Annotated in this window: 16 protein-coding genes and 1 pseudogene; 8 read left to right on the top strand and 9 right to left on the bottom strand. The window is 68.7% G+C overall.

The annotated features are described in order from the left end of the window. Position 1 precedes the first annotated feature (1 nt). On the bottom strand, positions 2-1,408 hold the full coding sequence (locus TEF_05550) for a hypothetical protein (protein ANK83298.1): 1,407 nt from the start codon (positions 1,406-1,408) through the stop codon (positions 2-4). Between the two features lie 127 nt (positions 1,409-1,535). Here TEF_05550 and TEF_05545 point away from each other — a divergent pair, with 127 nt between their 5' ends. The 3 genes from TEF_05545 to TEF_05535 all read left to right on the top strand — a co-directional run bounded on the left by TEF_05545 (position 1,536) and on the right by TEF_05535 (position 4,536). Continuing rightward, on the top strand, positions 1,536-1,832 hold the full coding sequence (locus TEF_05545) for an acylphosphatase (protein ANK83297.1): 297 nt from the start codon (positions 1,536-1,538) through the stop codon (positions 1,830-1,832). A gap of 97 nt (positions 1,833-1,929) precedes the next feature. Further along, positions 1,930-2,781 (top strand): hypothetical protein, encoded by an 852-nt coding sequence (locus TEF_05540; GenBank protein ID ANK83296.1) that lies wholly within the window; start codon positions 1,930-1,932, stop codon positions 2,779-2,781. A gap of 516 nt (positions 2,782-3,297) precedes the next feature. Then, positions 3,298-4,536, top strand: coding sequence for a hypothetical protein (locus tag TEF_05535; GenBank protein ID ANK80314.1), 1,239 nt, complete (start codon positions 3,298-3,300; stop codon positions 4,534-4,536). On the opposite strand, the gene TEF_05530 is transcribed toward TEF_05535, so the two are convergent. Together TEF_05530 and TEF_05525 are read right to left on the bottom strand one after the other, a co-directional pair. Continuing rightward, the gene (locus tag TEF_05530; protein ANK80313.1) at positions 4,500-5,345 is read right to left on the bottom strand and encodes a branched chain amino acid aminotransferase; all 846 of its coding nucleotides are present in this window, start codon (positions 5,343-5,345) and stop codon (positions 4,500-4,502) included. The two genes, TEF_05535 and TEF_05530, sit on opposite strands and share 37 nt — an antisense overlap. A 34-nt stretch (positions 5,346-5,379) precedes the next feature. Beyond that, positions 5,380-6,003: a hypothetical protein gene (locus tag TEF_05525; GenBank protein ID ANK80312.1), complete on the bottom strand. Its 624-nt coding sequence runs from the start codon at positions 6,001-6,003 to the stop codon at positions 5,380-5,382. Between the two features lie 178 nt (positions 6,004-6,181). Between TEF_05525 and TEF_05520 the strand changes: the two genes are divergently transcribed. Together TEF_05520 and TEF_05515 are read left to right on the top strand one after the other, a co-directional pair. Further along, positions 6,182-7,171: a dihydroorotate dehydrogenase (quinone) gene (locus TEF_05520; GenBank protein ID ANK80311.1), complete on the top strand. Its 990-nt coding sequence runs from the start codon at positions 6,182-6,184 to the stop codon at positions 7,169-7,171. Further along, entirely contained in the window at positions 7,168-8,076 is a 909-nt protein-coding gene (locus tag TEF_05515; protein ID ANK83295.1) for a hypothetical protein, read from the top strand. The genes TEF_05520 and TEF_05515 overlap by 4 nt, the downstream gene beginning before the upstream one ends. Here TEF_05515 and TEF_05510 read toward each other — a convergent pair. The 3 genes from TEF_05510 to TEF_05500 form a co-directional block, all read right to left on the bottom strand. Continuing rightward, positions 8,068-9,300 (bottom strand): hypothetical protein, encoded by a 1,233-nt coding sequence (locus TEF_05510; protein ANK80310.1) that lies wholly within the window; start codon positions 9,298-9,300, stop codon positions 8,068-8,070. The two genes, TEF_05515 and TEF_05510, sit on opposite strands and share 9 nt — an antisense overlap. 105 nt (positions 9,301-9,405) lie before the next feature. Then, positions 9,406-10,374, bottom strand: coding sequence for a hypothetical protein (locus TEF_05505; protein ID ANK80309.1), 969 nt, complete (start codon positions 10,372-10,374; stop codon positions 9,406-9,408). A gap of 65 nt (positions 10,375-10,439) precedes the next feature. After that, entirely contained in the window at positions 10,440-10,850 is a 411-nt protein-coding gene (locus TEF_05500) for a hypothetical protein (protein ANK80308.1), read from the bottom strand. A 337-nt stretch (positions 10,851-11,187) separates the two neighbouring features. On the opposite strand from TEF_05500, the gene TEF_05495 reads away from it, so the two are divergent. Further along, a complete protein-coding gene (locus TEF_05495) occupies positions 11,188-12,963 on the top strand; it encodes a hypothetical protein (GenBank protein ID ANK83294.1) in 1,776 nt (591 codons plus the stop codon). 69 nt (positions 12,964-13,032) lie between these two features. On the opposite strand, the gene TEF_05490 is transcribed toward TEF_05495, so the two are convergent. After that, positions 13,033-14,184 (bottom strand): hypothetical protein, encoded by a 1,152-nt coding sequence (locus TEF_05490; protein ANK80307.1) that lies wholly within the window; start codon positions 14,182-14,184, stop codon positions 13,033-13,035. Positions 14,185-14,381: 197 nt separating this feature from the next. Between TEF_05490 and TEF_05485 the strand changes: the two genes are divergently transcribed. Both TEF_05485 and TEF_05480 read left to right on the top strand, forming a co-directional pair. After that, positions 14,382-14,801, top strand: a complete 420-nt coding sequence (locus tag TEF_05485) for a hypothetical protein (GenBank protein ID ANK80306.1) — start codon at positions 14,382-14,384, stop codon at positions 14,799-14,801. A gap of 49 nt (positions 14,802-14,850) precedes the next feature. After that, a pseudogene (locus TEF_05480) lies at positions 14,851-15,015 on the top strand (RNA signal recognition particle). Between the two features lie 42 nt (positions 15,016-15,057). Here TEF_05480 and TEF_05475 read toward each other — a convergent pair. Beyond that, complete coding sequence (locus TEF_05475) at positions 15,058-17,691, bottom strand: hypothetical protein (protein ID ANK80305.1); 2,634 nt, start codon at positions 17,689-17,691, stop codon at positions 15,058-15,060. A gap of 310 nt (positions 17,692-18,001) precedes the next feature. Beyond that, entirely contained in the window at positions 18,002-19,186 is a 1,185-nt protein-coding gene (locus tag TEF_05470) for an acetyl-CoA acetyltransferase (protein ID ANK80304.1), read from the bottom strand. Positions 19,187-19,265 lie beyond the last annotated feature (79 nt).

Below are 19,265 nucleotides of genomic sequence, written 5' to 3'. Positions count from 1 at the left end.
CTCAGGCGGGCGCGGACGCCGCCCGGGACCAGAGCAGGCGGCGGCCGGACAGCACCATCGCGGCGGCGAAGGCGAGGCCCGCGCCGGCGGCCGCGAGCGACAGCTCGTCGATCCCGCCGCCCGCGCGCTGCGCCACCAGCGCGCCCAGCCCAAGCGCCAGGGCCAGCCGCAGGGCGCCCGCCAGGAACGGCCACATGGCGCTTCCCACCCCCAGCAGGGCGAAGAACAGCCCGAAGGCGAAGCCCATCACCGGCAGCGTCGGGCCCATGGCGCGCAGATAGGCCGCGCCGGCCGCGACGACCGCCGGTTCGTCGCTGAACAGCCGCATCCAGCCCTCGGGCAGCAGAATGGCGACGCCTGCGAACACCAGCCCGATCAGCGCCGATATCCCGCAGCCCGCCCAGGCGATGGCGCGCACGCGGGTCTGCAGCCCCGCCCCGGCATTGGTGGCGATCATGGCGATCACCGCGCTGCCGACGCCGAAGGTGATCGGAATCTGCAGCAGCTCCAGCCGGTTCGCCGCGCCGAAGCCGGCCAGCGCCGCCGGTCCGAAGACGGCGAACAGCGAGGTCAGTCCCAGGAACGTCGCCTGCAGCTGGATGGTGTTCAGCGAGGCCAGCACGCCGATCTTCAGGATCGCGCCGAAATGTCGCCGGACGGGCCGGAAGTCGGCGGCGGTCAGGCGGAACAGCCCCCGGCCCGAGAACAGGTAGACCAGCAGGATCAGGGCGCCGACGCCATAGGTGGCGAGCAGCGCGATGGCCGCGCCCGTGACGCCCATGGGCTCGACCGGGCCGAGGCCCAGGATCAGTACCGGCGAGAGGATCAGGTGGACCGCCTCGCCCGCCACGATGGCGCCGGCGGGGACGGTCATGATGCCCATGCCGCGCACGGCGTTGGCGGTGAGATTCATCAGCCAGACCAGGGCGATGCCGCCGAAGACGATGGCCGAGTAGGTCACCGCCGCCTCCAGGGCCGCGCCCTCGGCCCCCAGCGCGCAGAAGATCTCCGGCCCCAGGCCGATCATGATGGCGCCCGCCGCGGCCGAGACGATAAGCGCCAGCATCACCGCATGCGCCGCGATGCCGGCGGCTTCCCGCGTCCGTCCAGCCCCCAGCGCCGCGCCGATCGAGGCGGCGGTCCCGGCCCCCAGGCCGCTCGCCGACATGGTCTGCATCAGCAGAAAGATCGGGAAGACCAGCGAGACGCCGGCCAGCGCGTCGGTGCCGATCCAGCCGATGAAGACCGCGTCGAAGGAAATGAAGGCGACCCGCGCCGCGGCCTCGCCGAAATTCGGGAAGGCGAGCCTGAGCAGCGTCGGCGTCACCGGCCCCTCCAGCAGCAGGCGCGTGCGCGGGCTGACGGGCGCGCCGGGCGCGGCGGCGATGGTCGTTTCGGCCTGGCTCATGATGCGGCGCTTCCCCCTCCGGATCGGCGGCCAGCTTCGGGCCATCCCCCGGGCGGCGCAATTACCTCCGGGGTCATCGCCGTGTTAGGCTCGGGCAGAGGTTTCGCCGGCAGTGGAGGCAGAGACCATGGCCGAAGGGAGGACAGCGGCGGTGCTGGCGCGCATCTCCGGCAGGGTGCAGGGCGTCTGGTTCCGCGGCTTCGTCGCGGAGAACGCGGGGAGCCTCGGCGTCCGCGGCTGGGTCCGCAACCGCAGCGACGGCACCGTCGAGGCCCTGTTCGTCGGCGACGGCCCAGCGGTCAACGAGCTCCTGCGCCGCTGCCGCACAGGCCCCCCGGCGGCGAAGGTCGAGGACATCACCGCCCGTCCGCTGGACGTCCCCGATCCCGAGCCGCAGGGCTTCGAGCAGCGCCCGACGGAGTGAGGGCGAGCGGGCCCCGCCATGACCCGGGGCGGACTTGCGCGGGGCGGCTTCGCGTGATCCGATAGACGCTCATCTGATGCGTGGGGAGGCGCGGACCATGAAACTCGGTGTGTTCTGCTACAACACGGAATATTCCATCCGGCCCGAAAAGCTGGCGGTGATGCTGGAGGAGCGCGGCTACGAATCGATCTGGCTGCCCGAGCACACCAACATCCCGACATCGCGGCGCTCGCCCTTTCCGGGCGGCGGCGACCTGCCCAAGCCGTACTACCACATGATGAATCCCTGGGTGTCGCTGGGCGCGGCGGCCGCGGTGACGAAGAACCTGAAGCTCGGCACCGGGATCTCGCTGGTGATCCAGCACGACCCGATCGTGCTGGCCAAGGAGATCGCGACGCTGGACGTCATCTCCGGCGGCCGGGTGCTGTTCGGCATCGGCGGCGGCTGGAACGCCGAGGAAATGGAACAGCACGGCGTGCCCTTCGACCGGCGCTGGAAGGTGCTGAGGGAGAAGATCGAGGCGATCAAGGCGCTCTGGACCCAGGAAAAGGCCTCCTATGACGGCGAGTTCGTGAAATTTGAGGAAACCTGGTCCTATCCGAAGCCGGTGCAGCAGCCGCATCCGCCGATCATTCTCGGCTCCGCCACCGGCCAGGGCCGTCAGCGCGTGGTCAACTACTGCGACGGCTGGATGCCGATCAACGTGCTGCTGGAGGACATGCCGGCGGCCGTCGACGACCTGCGCCAGCGGGCCGAGGCGGCGGGCCGCAACCCCGACGATATCGAGCTGTCGATCTTCGCCCAGGTCGGCGTCGACGAGGACCTGCTGAAGCGCTACCGCGATCTCGGCATCGGCCGGTCGGTGATCGGCGTGCCGACCTCCCGCCCGGAGAAGGTGGAGGCGGTTCTGGACCGCTTCGCGCCGCTCATCGGCGAGCTGGCGGCCTGAAAAAGATTCGCAACAATTTCCGGATTCCGTTTCCGTAAACTGCCGGCCTTGACTATACTCGATCCATAAAAATCAACTGCACCGTGCAAGAAATGCGTGCAGGCACAAGGGGAAGCTGCAGCAGGTGCAGAAGGCACTCCCTGACTGCAGACAAGGCATCGGGCAGGGAGGCGTTCCAGGCATGCTGGCCGAGAACGTTCTTTCGCATCCGCCCAGGGCGCTGGCGGATGTCTGGCGACAGCTACGTCTCGACCACGAGCCGCGGCGCGGGAGCGTTTCCCGCCGCGACGGTTCCGCCGGGCTGTCGGATCCATCCATCGCGCCCCTTCTCCGCCGCGCACGCGTGCGCAACCGGCCCGGCTTTGCCCCACCCTGTCGAGCGGGACGCGGCGGTCCGGCTGCGTGGCCGGGCGAGGCGCCGCGGACCCGCTGAACCCACGTTCAACCAGTCGAGAAGCCGGCAAGCGGCGCTATTTCCGGAACCAGCAGCCACCCCATGCAGAAGACCCTTCCCAGATGACCGGCCCTGCTGCACGCGCGCCGATCGTCGTGCGCTTCCTTGCGCTGGCGGCGGTCCTGCTGACGGCCGGGCTGGGCGTCCTGGCGCTGCTGGCATGGAACGCCGGCGGCGGCGGAACCGCCAGGATGGCGGCGCTGGTGGCGGCGGCGGTTCTGTGGGGTGTGGGGGCGGCTGCCATTGCCTGGCTGCTGACCGTCCGGCCGGCCCTGGCGCGGCTGCGGAACGCTGAGGCGGACGAGGCCGAGTTTCCGGAACTGGCGGCGCGGCTGCGGGCGGCCGAGCGTGAGCGCGAACTGCTGGCCAGTCTCTCCGACGCCTATAACCGTCTGATCATCGATGCGCAGAACGATGCCGAGGGCCGCCAGCAGGAGCGCGACCGGTTGTTCCACGACATCGAGGCGCAGAAGGCCGACCTGGTCGCGGCCCGCGACGCCGCCGAGAACGAGGCCCTGGGCCGCAGCCGCTTCTTCGCGGGCATGACCCACGAACTGCGGACCCCGCTGACGGCCATCATGGGTTTCTCGGAAGCGATCGAGAAGCAGATCTTCGGCCCGGACCGCCTGGACAAGTACAGCGAATACGCCCGGGACATCCGTGTCGGCGGCGAACACCTGCTGGAGACGATCAACCACCTGCTGGACCTCGCCAAGGCGGAGGCGGGCAAGTTCGAATTGCAGGAAAGCGAAATCGACGTCGCCGGCGTGATCGAGGAGTGCGTCAGCCTGCTGCGGCAGATGGCGGAGAACAAGAAGATCAAGCTGGGCCATGTCCGCGACATCACCCTGCCGCCCTATCTCGCGGACGGTCAGATCGTGAAACAGGTGATCATCAATCTGCTGTCGAACGCCATCAAGTTCACCCCGCCGGGCGGCTCCGTCACCATCCAGGCGGGTGTCGATGCGGCCGACGTGCTGTTTGTCGCGGTCCGCGACACGGGTGTCGGCATCGCGCGCGACGACCTGAAACGCGTCTTCGAACCGTTCCACCAGGGCGCCGGCAACAACGACAGACGGGGCACGGGGCTCGGCCTGTCGCTGTCGCGCGTCTTCGTCGAACTGCACGGGGGCCAGCTGCGCGTGGAAAGCGTCGAGGGCCGCGGCACGACAGCGGTCGTCCACCTGCCCGCCTGGCGCTGGCGCCGCCCCGGCGCCGCAGCGAGCGCGTCCGATCCGGGAGCCGACGGCGCCGGCGCGGAAACTCAGATCACGCGTTCGGTCGCGGCCCAGTCGAAATAGGCCTCCCGGGCGCGGCGCGCCACCGGGCCGGGCTGCAGCTCCCGGTCCTCGTAGCGCACCATGGGCGTCACCTTGCCGTAGTTGCCCGTCGAGAATATTTCGTCGGCGGCCATCAGGTCCTCATGGGTGAGGGTGGTTTCCAGCACCTCGAAGCCGGCCTCCCTGAGCAGACGGATGATGCGCTGGCGCGTGATCCCGTTCAGGAAGGTGCCGTTCCAGACCGGCGTCATGGCGACGCCATCGCGGACGATCCACAGGTTCGCGGTCGCCAGCTCGGCGATATTGCCGGACGGATCGCGGATCACCGCGTTATCGAAACCCCGGTCGGCCGCTTCCTTGAGCGCCCGTTGCGAATTGGGGTAGAGGCAGCCAGCCTTGGCGTCGGTCGGCGCCATGTCCCGCGCCGGCCGGCGGCGGCTGGACAGACAGGCGGCGAAGCCGTCCCCGCCCGGCAGCGGCGATTCGTAGACCGCCAGGGCGAACTCGGTCGATTCCGGGATCGGCGAGACGAAACCCTCCCGGGCGAAGAACATGGGCCGGACGTAGTATTCGCCGTCCTTCGGCAGCTTGCGGATCGCCTCCCGGCACAGGCCGTCGACTTCGTCCAGCCCGATCGGCGGCGCCAGCAGCATCGAGCGCGCGGACCTGATCAGCCGCTCGCAATGGGGCCTCAGATCCGGCGCCAGGCCGTGGAAGGCGCGCGCGCCGTCGAAGACCATGCTGGACATCCAGAATGCGTGATCCATCGGCCCGGTGAGCTTCGGGGACTCATCCAGCCACGCGCCGTCGTAATAGAAAATCTGCTTCATGGGCCGCCTCCCGCCGCTCGCCGATCCGGCCCTGCTAATATTGGCTCCAGGCGACGCGGTAAAGCCATCTGAGATTCTTGCGGTCGACGATCCGTTCCGTTCCGGCGTCGTTCAGACTGCGGAGCGAGACCCGCCGGGCCGTCCGACGCACCAGTTCCATCACCAGAACCTCGCCGTCATCGGTGCAGATCGCCACCCTGTCGCCGCGGCGGCATTCGGCGGACGGGCAGACGATGATGAACTCGCCATTGCGGAAGGCGGGCGCCAGGCTGTCGTCGGTGACTTCCAGGGCGAAGGCCGACGGATCGCTGCCGCATGGGAAGTCCACCTGCTCCCAGTCGTCGCCATCCGGCCGGCCGAGTTCGTCGAAATGGCGGGCGTTGACCATGCCGGTGGGCACGCTGTGCAGCCTGGAGGGCATGATGGCTTCGGAGTGCATCATCGCCACGAAGTCGCACATACGGGTCTCGGTGGCCGTCAGGATCTTGGCGATGCTCTCGGTCGAGGGCCAGCGCGCCTTGCCGCTGCGGGCGCAGCGCTTGGACTTGTTGAAGGCGGTCGGGTCGAGACCGGACCGCCGCGCCAGCGCCGACGGCGACAGACCGTGTTTCGCGGCCAGCCGGTCGATGGCCGTCCAGATGCCTTCATGGGTCAGCATAGGGGAAATGGTCCGAACGCTGCCCGCCTCTGTCGACCTGAACAAACGTCAAACAAGGGGGCACGGCCCGCACGTGAGCGGATTCGATCGCGATTGTTGCATTTCAGCATGAGCGGGCCCGGGTCACCGGACCGCGATACGGATTTCCGACCGGGCGTGATTGGACTAGTCTCCGGCGATGCTTCCCTACCCGATCGTCAGACCGCTGCTTTTCGCGCTGAACGCGGAGCGGGCCCACCGCCTGACCCTCCGCGCCGTGCGCCTCGGCCTCGCCGGTCGGGTCCGCGTGCCCGGCGCGCCGGTGCGGATCGGCGGCCTGACACTGGCCAACCCGGTCGGGCTTGCGGCCGGGTTCGACAAGGACGCCGAGGCCGTGGACGGACTGCTCCGGATGGGCTTCGGCTTCATCGAGGTCGGCGGCGTGACCCCCCGGCCCCAGCCCGGAAACGAGCGTCCGCGCGTTTTCCGCCTTGCCGAAGACCGCGCCGTCATCAACCGCTACGGCCTCAACTCCGCCGGCGCGGAGGCGGTCGCGCGCAATCTGGAGAAACGCCGCGCGGCCGGCGTGGTCGGCGTCAACCTGGGCGCCAACAAGGAGAGCGAGGACCGCATCGGCGACTATGCGGAGTGCCTGACGGTGCTGGGCGGGCTGGCGGATTTCGCGACGGTCAACGTGTCCTCGCCCAATACGCCGGGGCTGCGCGCGCTGCAGGGCAAGGCGGCTCTGACCGGTATCTTCGACCGGCTGCACCGGGCGCAGTCGGGCGGCCGTGCAACGCCTCTCTTCCTCAAGCTGGCGCCCGATCTGACGGCCGAGGACATCGACGATGTGGCCGAGGTGATCGAGGATCTGGGCGTTGCCGCCCTGGTGATCTCCAACACCACCGTGGCGCGGCCGGAGGGCCTGCGCGGCGCCAACGCCGCAGAGGCCGGCGGGCTGAGCGGCGCGCCGCTGATGCCGCTCTCGACGGCGGTGCTGCGCGCCTTCCACGAACGCCTGGAGGGCCGCGTGCCCATGATCGGCGTCGGCGGCATTCTTTCCGGCGACGACGCGGTGGCCAAGCTGGAGGCCGGCGCCTCGGCGGTGCAGGTCTATACCGGCCTGATCTATCGCGGGCCGGCGCTGATCGGGGAGTGCGCCGAGGCGATCGCCGCGCGCCGGCCATGAAGGCGCCGCGGCCGCGCCGTTCCGACACCGAGACCGGCATGCTGCTGATGGCGCTGGCGATGCTGACGCTGCCCTGCATCGACGCCATCGCGAAACACACCGGCGAACGGCTGCCAGCGGCGGAGATCGCGCTGGCGCGCTTCGTGATGCAGTCGCTGATCCTGCTGCCGCTGGCCAGCCGCGCCGATCTGCTGCGCGCCCTGCCGGTATGGCCGGCGCATGCCGCCCGCGGCGTGCTGATCGCCGGCGCGACGATCCTGTTCTTCACCGCGCTGCAGTCGCTGCCCATTGCCGACGCCATCGCCATCTTCTTCGTCGAGCCCCTGCTGCTGACCTTGCTGTCGGCGGTGCTGCTGGGCGAGAAGGTCGGCTGGCGGCGGCTGACTGCCGTGGCGGTCGGCTTCGGCGGCGCGCTGCTGATCATCCGCCCCAGTTTCGAGGCGGTCGGCTGGCCCGCCCTGCTGCCCGTCGGCGCAGCAGGCTGTTTCGCATTCTATCTGGTGCTGACCCGCAAGCTGGCCCGCAGCGGCGACGCCGTGACCATGCAGCTGACGGCCGGCATCTCCGGCGCGGCGACGGCGGGCGCGGCGCTTCTGTACGGCGCGTTCAGCGGCTTCATGCCGGCCGTCTTCATTCCCGTGTTGCCGGACTGGACCGAATTCGCCTGGCTGGCGCTGCTGGGCTGCGTCGCCACGGGCGGCCATATTCTGGTCGTGCACGCCTTCCGCCGCGCCGACGCCGGCATCCTGGCGCCATTCCAGTATCTGGAAATCATCAGCGCGACGGCGCTGGGACTGGCGATCTTCGGCGACTTCCCGGACGCGGTGACCTGGGCCGGGATCGCGGTGATCGTCGGCTCCGGGCTCTACGTCTTCCACCGGGAGCGCAAGCTGGCGCTAATCTGAGGCGGGATCGAGCCACCGGCGGCCGTCAGGGCGGCGGTCGGGATCGGCCGCGGTCTCCGACAGGAACTGCACGGCCTCGGTCAGGCCGCTCTCGTGAGGTATATCCAGCCGCCGCAGCGTGGCTTCCACGCCCGCCAGCGCGCCCAGGATCATCGGGTCGTTGAGATCGCCCATGTGGCCGATGCGGATGACCTTCCCGGCCAGCAATCCGAGGCCGCCGCCGATGGCGACGTCGAAACACTCGCGCGCAGTGAAGCGGATCATGTCCGCATCCGCACCATCGGCGCAGCGCATCACGGTAAGTGAATCCGCCCGCTCCGCCGGCCTCAGCGCGTTGAACTCCAGCGCACCGCCCCGGGTCCAGCAGGCGGCGCAACGCCGGACGGCCTCCGCCAAACGGCGATGGCGGGCGAAGACGGCGTCGGTCCCCCACTCGTTGATCATCGCGATGGCTTCCAGCAGGCCGAAGAACAGGTGCTCCGGCGCGGTGCCGGCGAAGCGCCGGTACTGCTCCATGTCCAGGCGCGCCTTCCACGACCAGTAGTCGCGCAGCGTCCCGCCCTCCCGGGAGGCGGCGTAGGCGCGGTCGCTGACGGCGTTGAAGGACAGACCGGGCGGCATCATCAGGCCCTTCTGGCAGGCGGCGATGATGACGTCGATGCCCCATTCGTCCATGGGCAGCGGCGTGGTCATGAAGGAGGCGATGGCGTCCACCACCAGCAGCGCCGGATGGCCGGCGGCGTCGATGGCGCGGCGCAGCGCCGGCATGTCGGAGGCCACGCCCGTGGCGGTCTCCACGTGGACCGCCAGCACGGCCTTGATCTCGTGGCCGGCATCGGCGCGCAGCGCCTCTTCCACCCGATCGGCGTCGATGCCGGTGCGCCAGTCGCTCTCGAAGGTCTCGACGTGCAGGCCGAGCGTCTTCGCCATCTCCCCCCAGGTGCGCGAAAAGCGACCGGTCTCCGGCATCAGGATGGTGTCGCCGGGCCGGAACAGGTTGACGAAGGCCGCTTCCCAGGCGCCGTGGCCCGAGGCGGTGTAGAAGAAGACCTCCCCCGAGGTGCCGAACAGCGGCTTGATCTCCGCCAGACACCGGGTGGCGATGTCCATGAAGTCGGGACTGGAGAAGTCCAGCGCCGGCCGGTGCATGGCGCGCAGGATGCGGTCCGGCACATTGGTCGGTCCTGGCACCTGGAGGAACTGGCGTCCGGGTCGTTGCGGCATTCACGGATGTCCGATGGGTTGCGGTTGCCGTGCTATTGACCCGATTGCGGGTGCAAGTCAAACGAGCTTCGCTAACGGACCGGATTAGCTGGATTTCATACAGCTTCAGCCCGGCAGCGGCGCAGGCTTGCGGAAGCGCATATGGTAGACCATGCGCAGCACCGCGATGGCGGTCTTGACCTGCCCCATCTCCAGATGCAGCGCCGCGATGCCGAGCAGATTGCCGGCCGGATCCTCCCGCGCGGCGTGGTGGAGCAAGGCGTCGAGCTGCGCCAGTTCCGGCTGGCCGAGACGGGGCAGTTTCGTTCCGAACATCGCGGAGATGTGGGCCACCAGCCGCTCGGAGCCGAGCTGGGGCAGGTCCGGATGCGCCGCCAGCGCCACCCGCGCGTAGACCGCCGCCGCCCGTTTCATGTCGTTGGAAAGCAGCCGGTGCAGCGCGAAGTTGAGCAGCTCGGCGTAAAGCCGGGCGACGTCGCCGCGGCGCACCTCGACCAGCGGCACATCGGCCTCCCCGCCGGACGGCCGGGGCAGCCACCCTTCGGGCAGCCCGGCGACCATGTCGTTGGCGGCCGCACGCCGGATCACCCGGTCCAGGCCAGGGCCGGTCGCCATCCCGGCGCGGATCCGTTCCGACCAGCCCTTGAGCAGGGCCGCAGCCTGCTTCGTGCGCCGCATCATCACGATGCCGGAGGACGGACCTTCGGCGTCCATCGCCACCGCGATCTCCGCCTTGTCCAGGGCGGCGAACGCCGGATCGACATCGTCGGCCCGCAGCCGGCAATGCGAATCGAGATGGAGGGCCCGATCGAAGATGCCGCGCTCCAACGCCAGCAGGCAGCAGTCGGCGGTGTTTGCCTCAGGCAGGTCGGCGGCCGAGACGACGATATTGAACAGCCCGCTGCGCCAGAGCCTGTGCCCGGGCCGGTCGGTGACCACGGCGATCGGCGCATCGGGGTGGCGCTGGCGCACCGACCAGGCGGCCATCAGCGTGCGGTCGACCTGCCGTTCGTCCGACACCGCGGTCAGCAGCACGAGCCGCGCGTTTCGCCTCCTGGTCTCGGACATTTCCATGGGCCATCCCGCGTGCAAGGTGGTGAATCCAGTCTAACCGGGCGGCGGCGGCGGAAACACCCGCATCAGACTCCGAGTATCTTCCACACGCCCGACGATACCAGCGCCGTCTGCTCGCCGACGGTGAGCCGGCCGGTAACGAAGACCAGACTGCGTGTCACCCGTTCGACATTGCCCTTGCCGATCACCAGTTCGCCTTCGTGCACGCCGGCCAGGAACTGGTTGTCGAGTTGCACGGTCGCCGTCGGCCTGCGGCCGATCTCGTTGTGCACGGTCCGCCCCAGCAACTGGTCCATGAAACTCATCAGCATGCCGCCATGCACCACGCCGCGCGCGTTCAGGTGCTTCGGCGCCACGTAAAGGGCGAAAGTGAGGGAGCCATCCGCTTCCCGTCTCTGATATGTGGGGCCGATGATGGAAGAGAACGGACCGGCATCGGTCAGGGGCTCGAAGCCGGCTTCGATTGGGTCGGTCATGCAGCCTCGGTTCAGCTAGATTGGCTCGTGTGATCTGGCGACAGGCACGAAAAGGCGGGAGCAGGCGTTGGCCCTCATCGACGGTTTCTTAACGAAGTGGCGCGCAATATGGAACGGCCTCGGCGCGCGGGTCCAGCGGATCGGCCGCGCCGGCGGGATGGAGACGGTTCATGTTCGACCTGCCGGTCCTGATCACGGAGAGCAAGGAGGGCTATCGCATCGCGGTGGCCATCAACGACGATTCCGTGATCTCGCGCCGGATGTCGCGGGCCGACCTGGAACAGCTCCGGGTGCGGATCGACGCGGCTCTCGGCGTCTCCAGCAACGACTTCGACGACTGGCTGGAGGTGGATTCCTAGGCCTCGCGGCCGCTCTGGCCGGCGCCGCCGCCACCGCCCAGTCAAATCACGGCATCGCCATGCACGGCGAGCCTGCCTATCCGCCCGGATTCCCCCATTTCGGCTATGTCGATCCGGCCGCGCCGAAGGGCGGCACGCTCACCCTGGCGGCGCAGCAGGGCAGCTTCGACAGTCTCAACCCCTTCATCTTCAGGGGCCAGGCGGCGGAAGGCTGGCGGCTGGTCTTCGAGGCGCTGACCAAGCGTTCCCAGGACGAACCCTTTTCCCTCTATGGCCTGATCGCCGAGGAGGTGGAGATGGATCCCGCGCGCAAGTGGATCCGTTTCCGCCTGCGCCAGGGCGCGCGCTTCGCCGATGGCGAGCCGGTCACGGTCCACGACATCCTGTGGTCGTGGAAGACGCTCCGCGACAGCGGCCGCCCGAACCATCGCCTCTACTACAAGGAAGTCGCCCGCGTGGAGGTCGACGGCCGCGACGTCACCTTCCATTTCCGCGGCGGCGACAACCGGGAACTGCCGATGCTGATGGCGCTGATGCCGGTGCTGCCCAGCCACTGGTTCGAGGCCAACGGCTTCGACCGCACGACGCTGACGCCCATTCCCGGCAGCGGCCCCTACGAGGTCGGCCGGATCGAGCCCGGCCGCCGCATCGAATACCTCCGGCGCGAGGACTACTGGGGCCGCGAGCTGAACGTGAACCGGGGCGACTACAATTTCGACCGCATCGTCTACGAGTTCTTCCGCGACGGCACGGCCCGCTTCGAATCGCTGAAGGCCGGCGTCTATGACGTCCACTACGAGGACGATCCGGCGCGCTGGGTGGAAAGCTACGACTTCCCCGCCATGCGCGACGGACGCTTCCACCGTCTGGAACTGCCCATGAAACGGCCCGCCGGCATGCGCGGCTTCGTCTTCAACACGCGCCAGCCGCCCTTTGACAATCCCGAGGTGCGGGAAGCGCTGACGCTGGCCTTCGACTTCGAATGGGCCAACGAGAACCTCTATTATGGCGCCTATCGGCGTAACGAGAGCTATTTCGAAAACAGCGATCTCGCTGCCAGCGGACTGCCCGACGCCGCGCAGCGCCGGCTGCTGGAACCCTGGCGGAGCGAGACGCCGCCCGAAACCTTCGGGCCGGCGGTCGTCCCGCCGGGCACCCCGGACGCGACGGCCCGCCGGGAGAACCTCAAACGGGCGCTGGATCTGCTGGACGAGGCCGGCTGGCGGATCGGGACCGACCGGGCGCTTCGGAATGCCGATGGCCGGCCCTTCGCCTTCGAGATCCTGCTCTACCAGCCAGATCAGGAACGGCTGGCGCTGCACTTCGCGCGCTCGCTTGAGCGGCTGGGCATCAGCGCCGACGTGCGCACCGTCGATCCCGCGCAGTTCGAGCGCCGCCGGCGCGGCTTCGAATTCGACATGATCGTCAACCACTGGTACCAGTCGCTCAGTCCCGGCTCCGAACAATGGTACTACTGGGGTTCGGCCCAGGCGGACGAACCCGCCAGCCGCAACTATGCGGGCGTGCGCTCGGCGGCGGTGGACGAAATGGTCGCGCGGATGACCGCGGCGGCGACGCGCGACGAACTGCGGGCCGCCTCGCGCAGCCTCGACCGGCTCCTGCGCGCCGGGCGCTACGTCATCCCCCTCTACTGGGAGCCCACGGTGCGGATGATCGTCGACAGCGGCCTGCGCCGCCCCGGCGAGACGCCGGTCTACGGACCGGTGCTGACGACCTGGTGGAGGGCCGAGTAAACCCCGGAATCGAAGGGGGCGGCGGATTGCTCCGCCGCCCCCATACGGGTCTTCGATCGGTGCGGACGGTCAGTCCATGCCGTAGGTCGAGGCATCGACCTTGCTGTAGATCTCGTCGGCATAGAGCCTGGTCAGCGCCTCGAGATCATCGCCCTTGCCGGCAGTGAGCTTTTCCCACTTCGCCAGCAGTTCGCGGAACTTCGCGACCTTCGCTTCGGCGTTGTCCACGCCGTAGTCGTTCTTGAAGGTCTCGACGATCGTGGCGACATCGTTGCGCGCGAACTCGCGGCTCGTCTCCAGCAGTTCCGGCGAGGGCTCGTGGACCTCGATGCCCATGCCCTTGCCCTTCTCCACGTTCCGATAGCCGCGCTGCACGTACTCATAGGTGAAGTAGGCCGTCGAATAGGCGGAAGCGTCGAGCAGGGCGCGGCGGCCCGACTCGGACAGATCCTGCCACGCATCGCGGTTGGCGTTGTTCAGCGCCACGCCAGCGAACAGGCCACCGGGCACCCGCATGGTAATGTGGCTGGTCACGTCGAAGAGCTGCAGGTTCGACAGCTCGGCGGTCGAGAACATGCCGCAATCGAGCACGCCCTGCTCCATCGCCGAATAGATGTCGTTGCCCGGCATGGAGACCTTGATGCCGCCCACGGCCTCGGCCCAGCGGCCGAAGTTCGCGCCGCCCGAGCGGTACTTCTTGCCCTGCGCCTGCTCCAGCGTCACGACCGGGGTATTGCAGTGCAGGACGTAGATGCCGCTGGCGCCGGTGCCCAGATAGACCTGGTTCTGCTGACGCCATTCCTTCTGGCAGTCCGGGCATTCGAAGAAGACGTACTCGCTCATGGCGCCGGCGACGGCCGCCGGTGCGCCGGACTGGTCGTCGGCCAGGGTGGACACCATGTTGAGATCGGCGGCCAGATTGGTGTTGGCGTATTCGGCCGGATAATACGGCGGCAGGACATAGCCCAGATCGGCGATGCCGTCGCGCAGGCCCGGCGGGGTTTCCTTCAGGTTCAGCAGCGACAGCGGAAAGACCTTCACCTTGAGATCGCCGTTGGTGAATTCCTCGGTCTTCTTGGCCAGCAGTTCGGCCGACTCGGCGGCGACGCTGCCCGGCGGGAAGCCGGTCGCCAGTTTCAGGGTTTCGGCAGTAGCCGCCGTGGAGACGACGAAGGCGCCCGCCGCCAGAGCCGCGATGACGCGGCCTTTCAGGTTACTCATTGTGATCCTCCCCAGGAATGAGCCTGTATGAACGCCGCCCCAAACTCCCCGGGACGGCAAAGGGCGATCCTATGCCAATTGCGCGCAATCCGACACCCCCTCCGATGCCGGTGCATGGCGCGCGCGTCGACAGGCGGTTGCGCGCAGCGCGGCGGAGCCTAGAAAGGACAGCGGGCGGCGGCAGAAGAGGCGGCGCGGTGAGACAGCATCTGGGCGAACTGGAATTCGGGACGCGCGGCCGGGGACTGCTCGACATCACCCGCGAGGTCGACGGCTGGCGGCGAGGAACCGGACTGACGGACGGGCTGCTGACCCTGCATGTGCGCCACACCTCGGCATCGCTGCTGATCCAGGAGAACGCCGACCCGGACGTCCTGCGGGATCTGGAGGATTTCTTCAGCCGGCTGATCGCCGACGATCCCGCACTCTATCGCCATACGGCGGAGGGGCCGGACGACATGCCCGCCCACATCCGCGGCGCGCTGACCGCGACCAGCCTCTCCGTGCCGCTGGCGGCCGGGCGGCTGCAGCTCGGCACGTGGCAGGGCATCCATCTGTTCGAACACCGCACCCGGCCGCACAGCCGCAGGGTCGCGCTGCATCTGATCGGCGAATAGCAATGCCGGACCGGCATGCACACGAAGAAATGGCGGGCCACGGGGGCTGGACGAAACCGTCGTCTTCTCCTGGATCCTCTGGCCCTCCCGGGAAGTGCGGGACGCGGGCATGAAGAAGGTCATGGAAGATGCGCGTATTGCCGGCCAGATGGAAATGCCCTTCGACGGCAAGCGCATGATCTTCGGCGGCTTCCAGATGATCGTCGACCGCTGACGACGCACAGAACCGGACGGGGGACCGAAGTGACCTAGGGCTTCAGCCGCCGTCCAGAATCAGGGCGAGCCGGGCGAGCAGCCGGGGACCGGAAAGCGGCTTGTCGATCCGCGGCGCATCGGCCAGTTCCTCCGGCGTCGCCAGGGTGTCCGAATAGCCGCTGGCCAGAAGGAAGGGGATGCCTCGGTCACGGAGCGTCTTCGCCACCGGCCATACCAGCTCGCCGTCCAGATTGATGTCGAGGACGGCGGCGTCGAAGCGGTCGGCTTCGACCCAGCGCTGCGCTTCCTGCAGACTGGTGAGCGGCCCGATGACCGTGACCCCGGCCGAACGAAGCGTGTCGGCAACATCCTCGGCGACCAGCCGTTCGTCGTCGCAGACCAGGATACGCTTTCCGCGCAGCGCGCCGCTGGGCGGCGGCCGGACCCCGGCCCCATCCAGCGAGCGTTCATTCTGCGGCGGCCGGGCGAGACGCGGGGCGCCATCCATCAGTTTCTGCAGCGGCAACCGCGCCGACATCACCAGGCCGGTTCGCCGGTAGTCGAGATAGAGCGCACCCCCGAGTTCATCCGCGAGCATCATGTGGATCAGGCTGGAGCCGAACCCGGTCCTTTCCGGAGTGGCCGTGACGGCCGGTCCCCCGGTCTCGCGCCAGTCAAGTTCCAGCACGCCCGCTCCGTCCACGTCCCGCACGCCCCAGGCGATTTCCAGATTGCCGGTCTCGACGGACAGGGCGCCGTACTTGGCGGCGTTGGTCACCAGTTCGTGCAACGCCAGCGACAGACTCTGCGCCGCCTTCGGGCTGATACGCAGGTCCTCGCCCCGGACATCGATATGCGCGCCTTGCTCGCGCCGGTAGGGCGCCATGGTCTGCTCGACCGTCGAATGCAGGCCGGCCCCTTCCCAGCGCGAATCCGCGAGCAGCGAATGCGACCGCGCCAGCGCCGACAGCCGGCCGCCCAGCCGCTCCACCGCGTCGGGTTCGACCTCCCACAGGCTCTGACGCGCGATGGACTGCACGACGGAGAGGACGTACTTTACCCGATGGTCGAGTTCGGCCATCAGCATCCGCTGATGCGATTCCGCCTGGACCCGGGCGGTGATGTCGAAATTCGCGCCGATGAGCCGGAGCGGCTCGCCCGCTTCATCCCTCTCCACCACCGCCCGCGCCAATAGCCAGACGGTCTCCCCGTCGGGGCGGCGGACACGCCATTCCGCCTCCAGCCGGCCGGTTTCGAAGGCCTTCCCGATCTCCGCCTCTGCACCCGGCAGATCGTCGGGATGCACCAGCCGGGCCCAATCCTCGTAGGTGCCACCAAATGTGCCCGGCTCCAGGCCGTGCAGGCGTTCGATTTCCGGGCTCCACTCATTGACATCGGTTCGAACGTTCCACTGGAAGGTGCCAACACCGGACACCTCCTGCGCCAGGCGAAGCCGGGTGCGGCTTTCCCGCAGCGCCGCGGCCGCGTTCACGCGGTCGGTCATGTCGAAGTTCACGCCGATGACTTCATGATGGTCGGGGTTGGCGGCGTCCAGCGGCTTGCCTGCGCCGAACAGCCAGCGCTCGACGCCTTCGGCATCGCGCACCCGGAACTCCGTGTGCTGGATGCCCGTCGGCCCGATCGCCGCCAGCTCGTCGCGCAGGCGCGGCAGATCCGCCGGGTGAATGCGCGCCTCGACCTCTTCGAACGGATAATCGTCCTTGCCGGGATCAAGACCGAGCAGCGCGCGCAGGCGGTCGTCTACCTCGGTGCGCCGGCGTCCGAAGTCGATGCGCCAGACGCCCATCTCACCTGCATCCAGCGCCATCCTCAGCATCTTGTTGCTGCGGGCCAGTTCCTCGCTGACCCGCGCCCGTTCGACCATGGTCCAGACCCGGCCGGCGGTTTCCTCGGCCATGCGAACGTCCCAGTCGGACCATTGGCGAACGTCGGGGGCGTGCACTGCCAGAATGGCAACCAGTTCCCCACGCCGCCGGACCGGCACGTTGATGAGCGCGCGGACGGACCGCCGGAGAAGGCGGGCGCGGCCGGCCGGATCGACCGCGAGCGGATCATTCTCGACATCGGTGACCACCAGCGGTTCGCCGGCTTCGAGGATGGCCCGATGCGCGGGCGCCAGCGCCTTCAGCGGATGCCGGCCGGCATAGCTGTCCAACCCGCCGGCGCACCAGTCGCAGGCGACCACCGCTGACCGCTCGGCCAGGTCGACCTCGGCGAAGGCGACACGTCCGACGCCCAGATGCTCGCCGAGCAGGCGGTTGGCCGCCGACATGATATCCCGGGGCGCATGAAGGGTGCGCAGGCAGTCGCTCAGTTCCAGCAGATAGGCGTGACGCCGTGCAGCCAGGACCTGCTCCGTGGTCTCATGGCAGACGACGAGCACGCCGCCGACGCCAGCGGACGCGGTCTCGTCGTCGATCGGACTGTAGCCATAGGTCCACCACACGTCCTCGCGCCGGCCATGGCGGGTGATCGGCACATGGTGGTTCTCGTGCCAGGTCGCGCCGCCGCCGGACAGGACATGCTCGATCTGCAGCCCGATAACGTCCCAGATCTCCGCCCAGGTTTCGCGCCCCGGCGCGCCGAGAGCGGCCGGATGCTTCTCGGGGCCCAGATACCGCCGATAGGCGTCGTTGTAGAACTGGATCAGATCCGGCCCCCACCAGATGAACATCGGATGGGAAGAGGTGAGCAGAAGCCGCACGGCGACCCGGAGACTCTGTGGCCACGAATCCGGCGGCCCCACAGGAGTCGAAGCCCAGTCATGGGCGCGCATCAGCGCCCCCATCTCGCCGCCCTCCCGAAGAAATTCGGGCGGCCGGCCGCTCCGCAGATCAACTATACGCATGGCGTTCCGCCCGGATTTTCCGGAACCGTAGCAGCCGGCCGGCGGCCGGGCAATTGACGCTGGGGAAGTCGCGGAAACGAAGCGGGGGCCGCCGGTCACCCGGCAGCCCCCTTGGCTTCGTGCATTCGACGAAGGGTCAGGCGACCTCGAACAGGCCCGCCGCGCCCTGGCCGCCGCCGATGCACATGGTGCAGACCACGTACTTCGAACCCCGGCGCTTGCCCTCGATCAGGGCGTGCCCGACCATGCGGGCGCCGGACATGCCGAAGGGATGGCCGATCGAGATGGCGCCGCCATTGACGTTCAGGATCTCGTTCGGAATGCCCAGCTTGTCGCGGCTGTAGAGCACCTGCACCGCAAAGGCTTCGTTCAGCTCCCAGAGGTCGATGTCGTCCATCTTCAGACCGGTGCGCTCCAGCAGCTTCGGCACGGCGTAGATCGGGCCGATGCCCATCTCGTCGGGCTCCAGGCCGGCGACCGCGAAACCCCGGAAATAGCCCAGCGGCTGCAGGCCGCGCTTCTCGGCGACCTTGGCGTTCATCACCACGGCGGCGGAAGCGCCGTCGGAAAGCTGCGAGGCGTTGCCCGCGGTGATGAAGGCGTCCTCGCCCATCACCGGCGCCAGGCTGGACAGGCCTTCCAGGTTGGTGTCGGGGCGGTTGCCCTCGTCCTTCTCCAGCGTGACCTCCTGCTCGGACGTCTCGCCGGTCTGCTTGTCGACCACGACCTTGGTGGTCTTCATCGGCACGATCTCGTCGTCGAACTTGCCGGCCTGCTGGGCGGCGGCGGTGCGCATCTGCGACTGCAGGCCGTACTCGTCCTGGTACTCGCGGGAGAGGTTGTAGCGCTTGGCGACAACTTCCGCGGTCTGGATCATCGAATAGTAGATGCCCGGATGGGTCTTCTCCAGCCACTCGTCCTTGGAGCGGTAGCGGTTGGCATGCTCGTTCTGCACCAGGCTGACCGATTCCAGGCCGCCGGCGACCAGCACGTCGGCCTCGTCGGCGATGATCCGCTGGGAGGCCATGGCGATGGTCTGCAGGCCCGAGGAGCAGAAGCGGTTCACCGTCGCCCCCGGAACGCTGACCGGCAGGCCGGCGCGCAGCGCGATCTGGCGGGCGATGTTGCCGCCCGTGGCGCCTTCGGGATTGGCGCAGCCCATCAGCACATCCTCGACCTCGGCGCCGTCGATTCCGGCGCGCTCGACCGCGTGCTTGACCACATGGCCGCCCATTTCGGCGCCCCCGGTGTTGTTGAAGGCCCCACGATAGGCCTTGCCGATCGGCGTGCGCGCCGTCGAGACGATGACTGCTTCATTCATGGCGTTTCTCCCCGCAATGGTCGGGCCCGCGGTCCCGGCAGTGACTTGATGAGCGGAACATAACGCGGCGCACCGCCGA

The organism is Rhizobiales bacterium NRL2 (assembly GCA_001664005.1).
Taxonomy (GTDB): Bacteria; Pseudomonadota; Alphaproteobacteria; order Minwuiales; family Minwuiaceae; genus Minwuia.
Note: the sequence above shows the minus strand (reverse complement) of the source record. Positions and strands in the feature narration are given on the sequence as shown.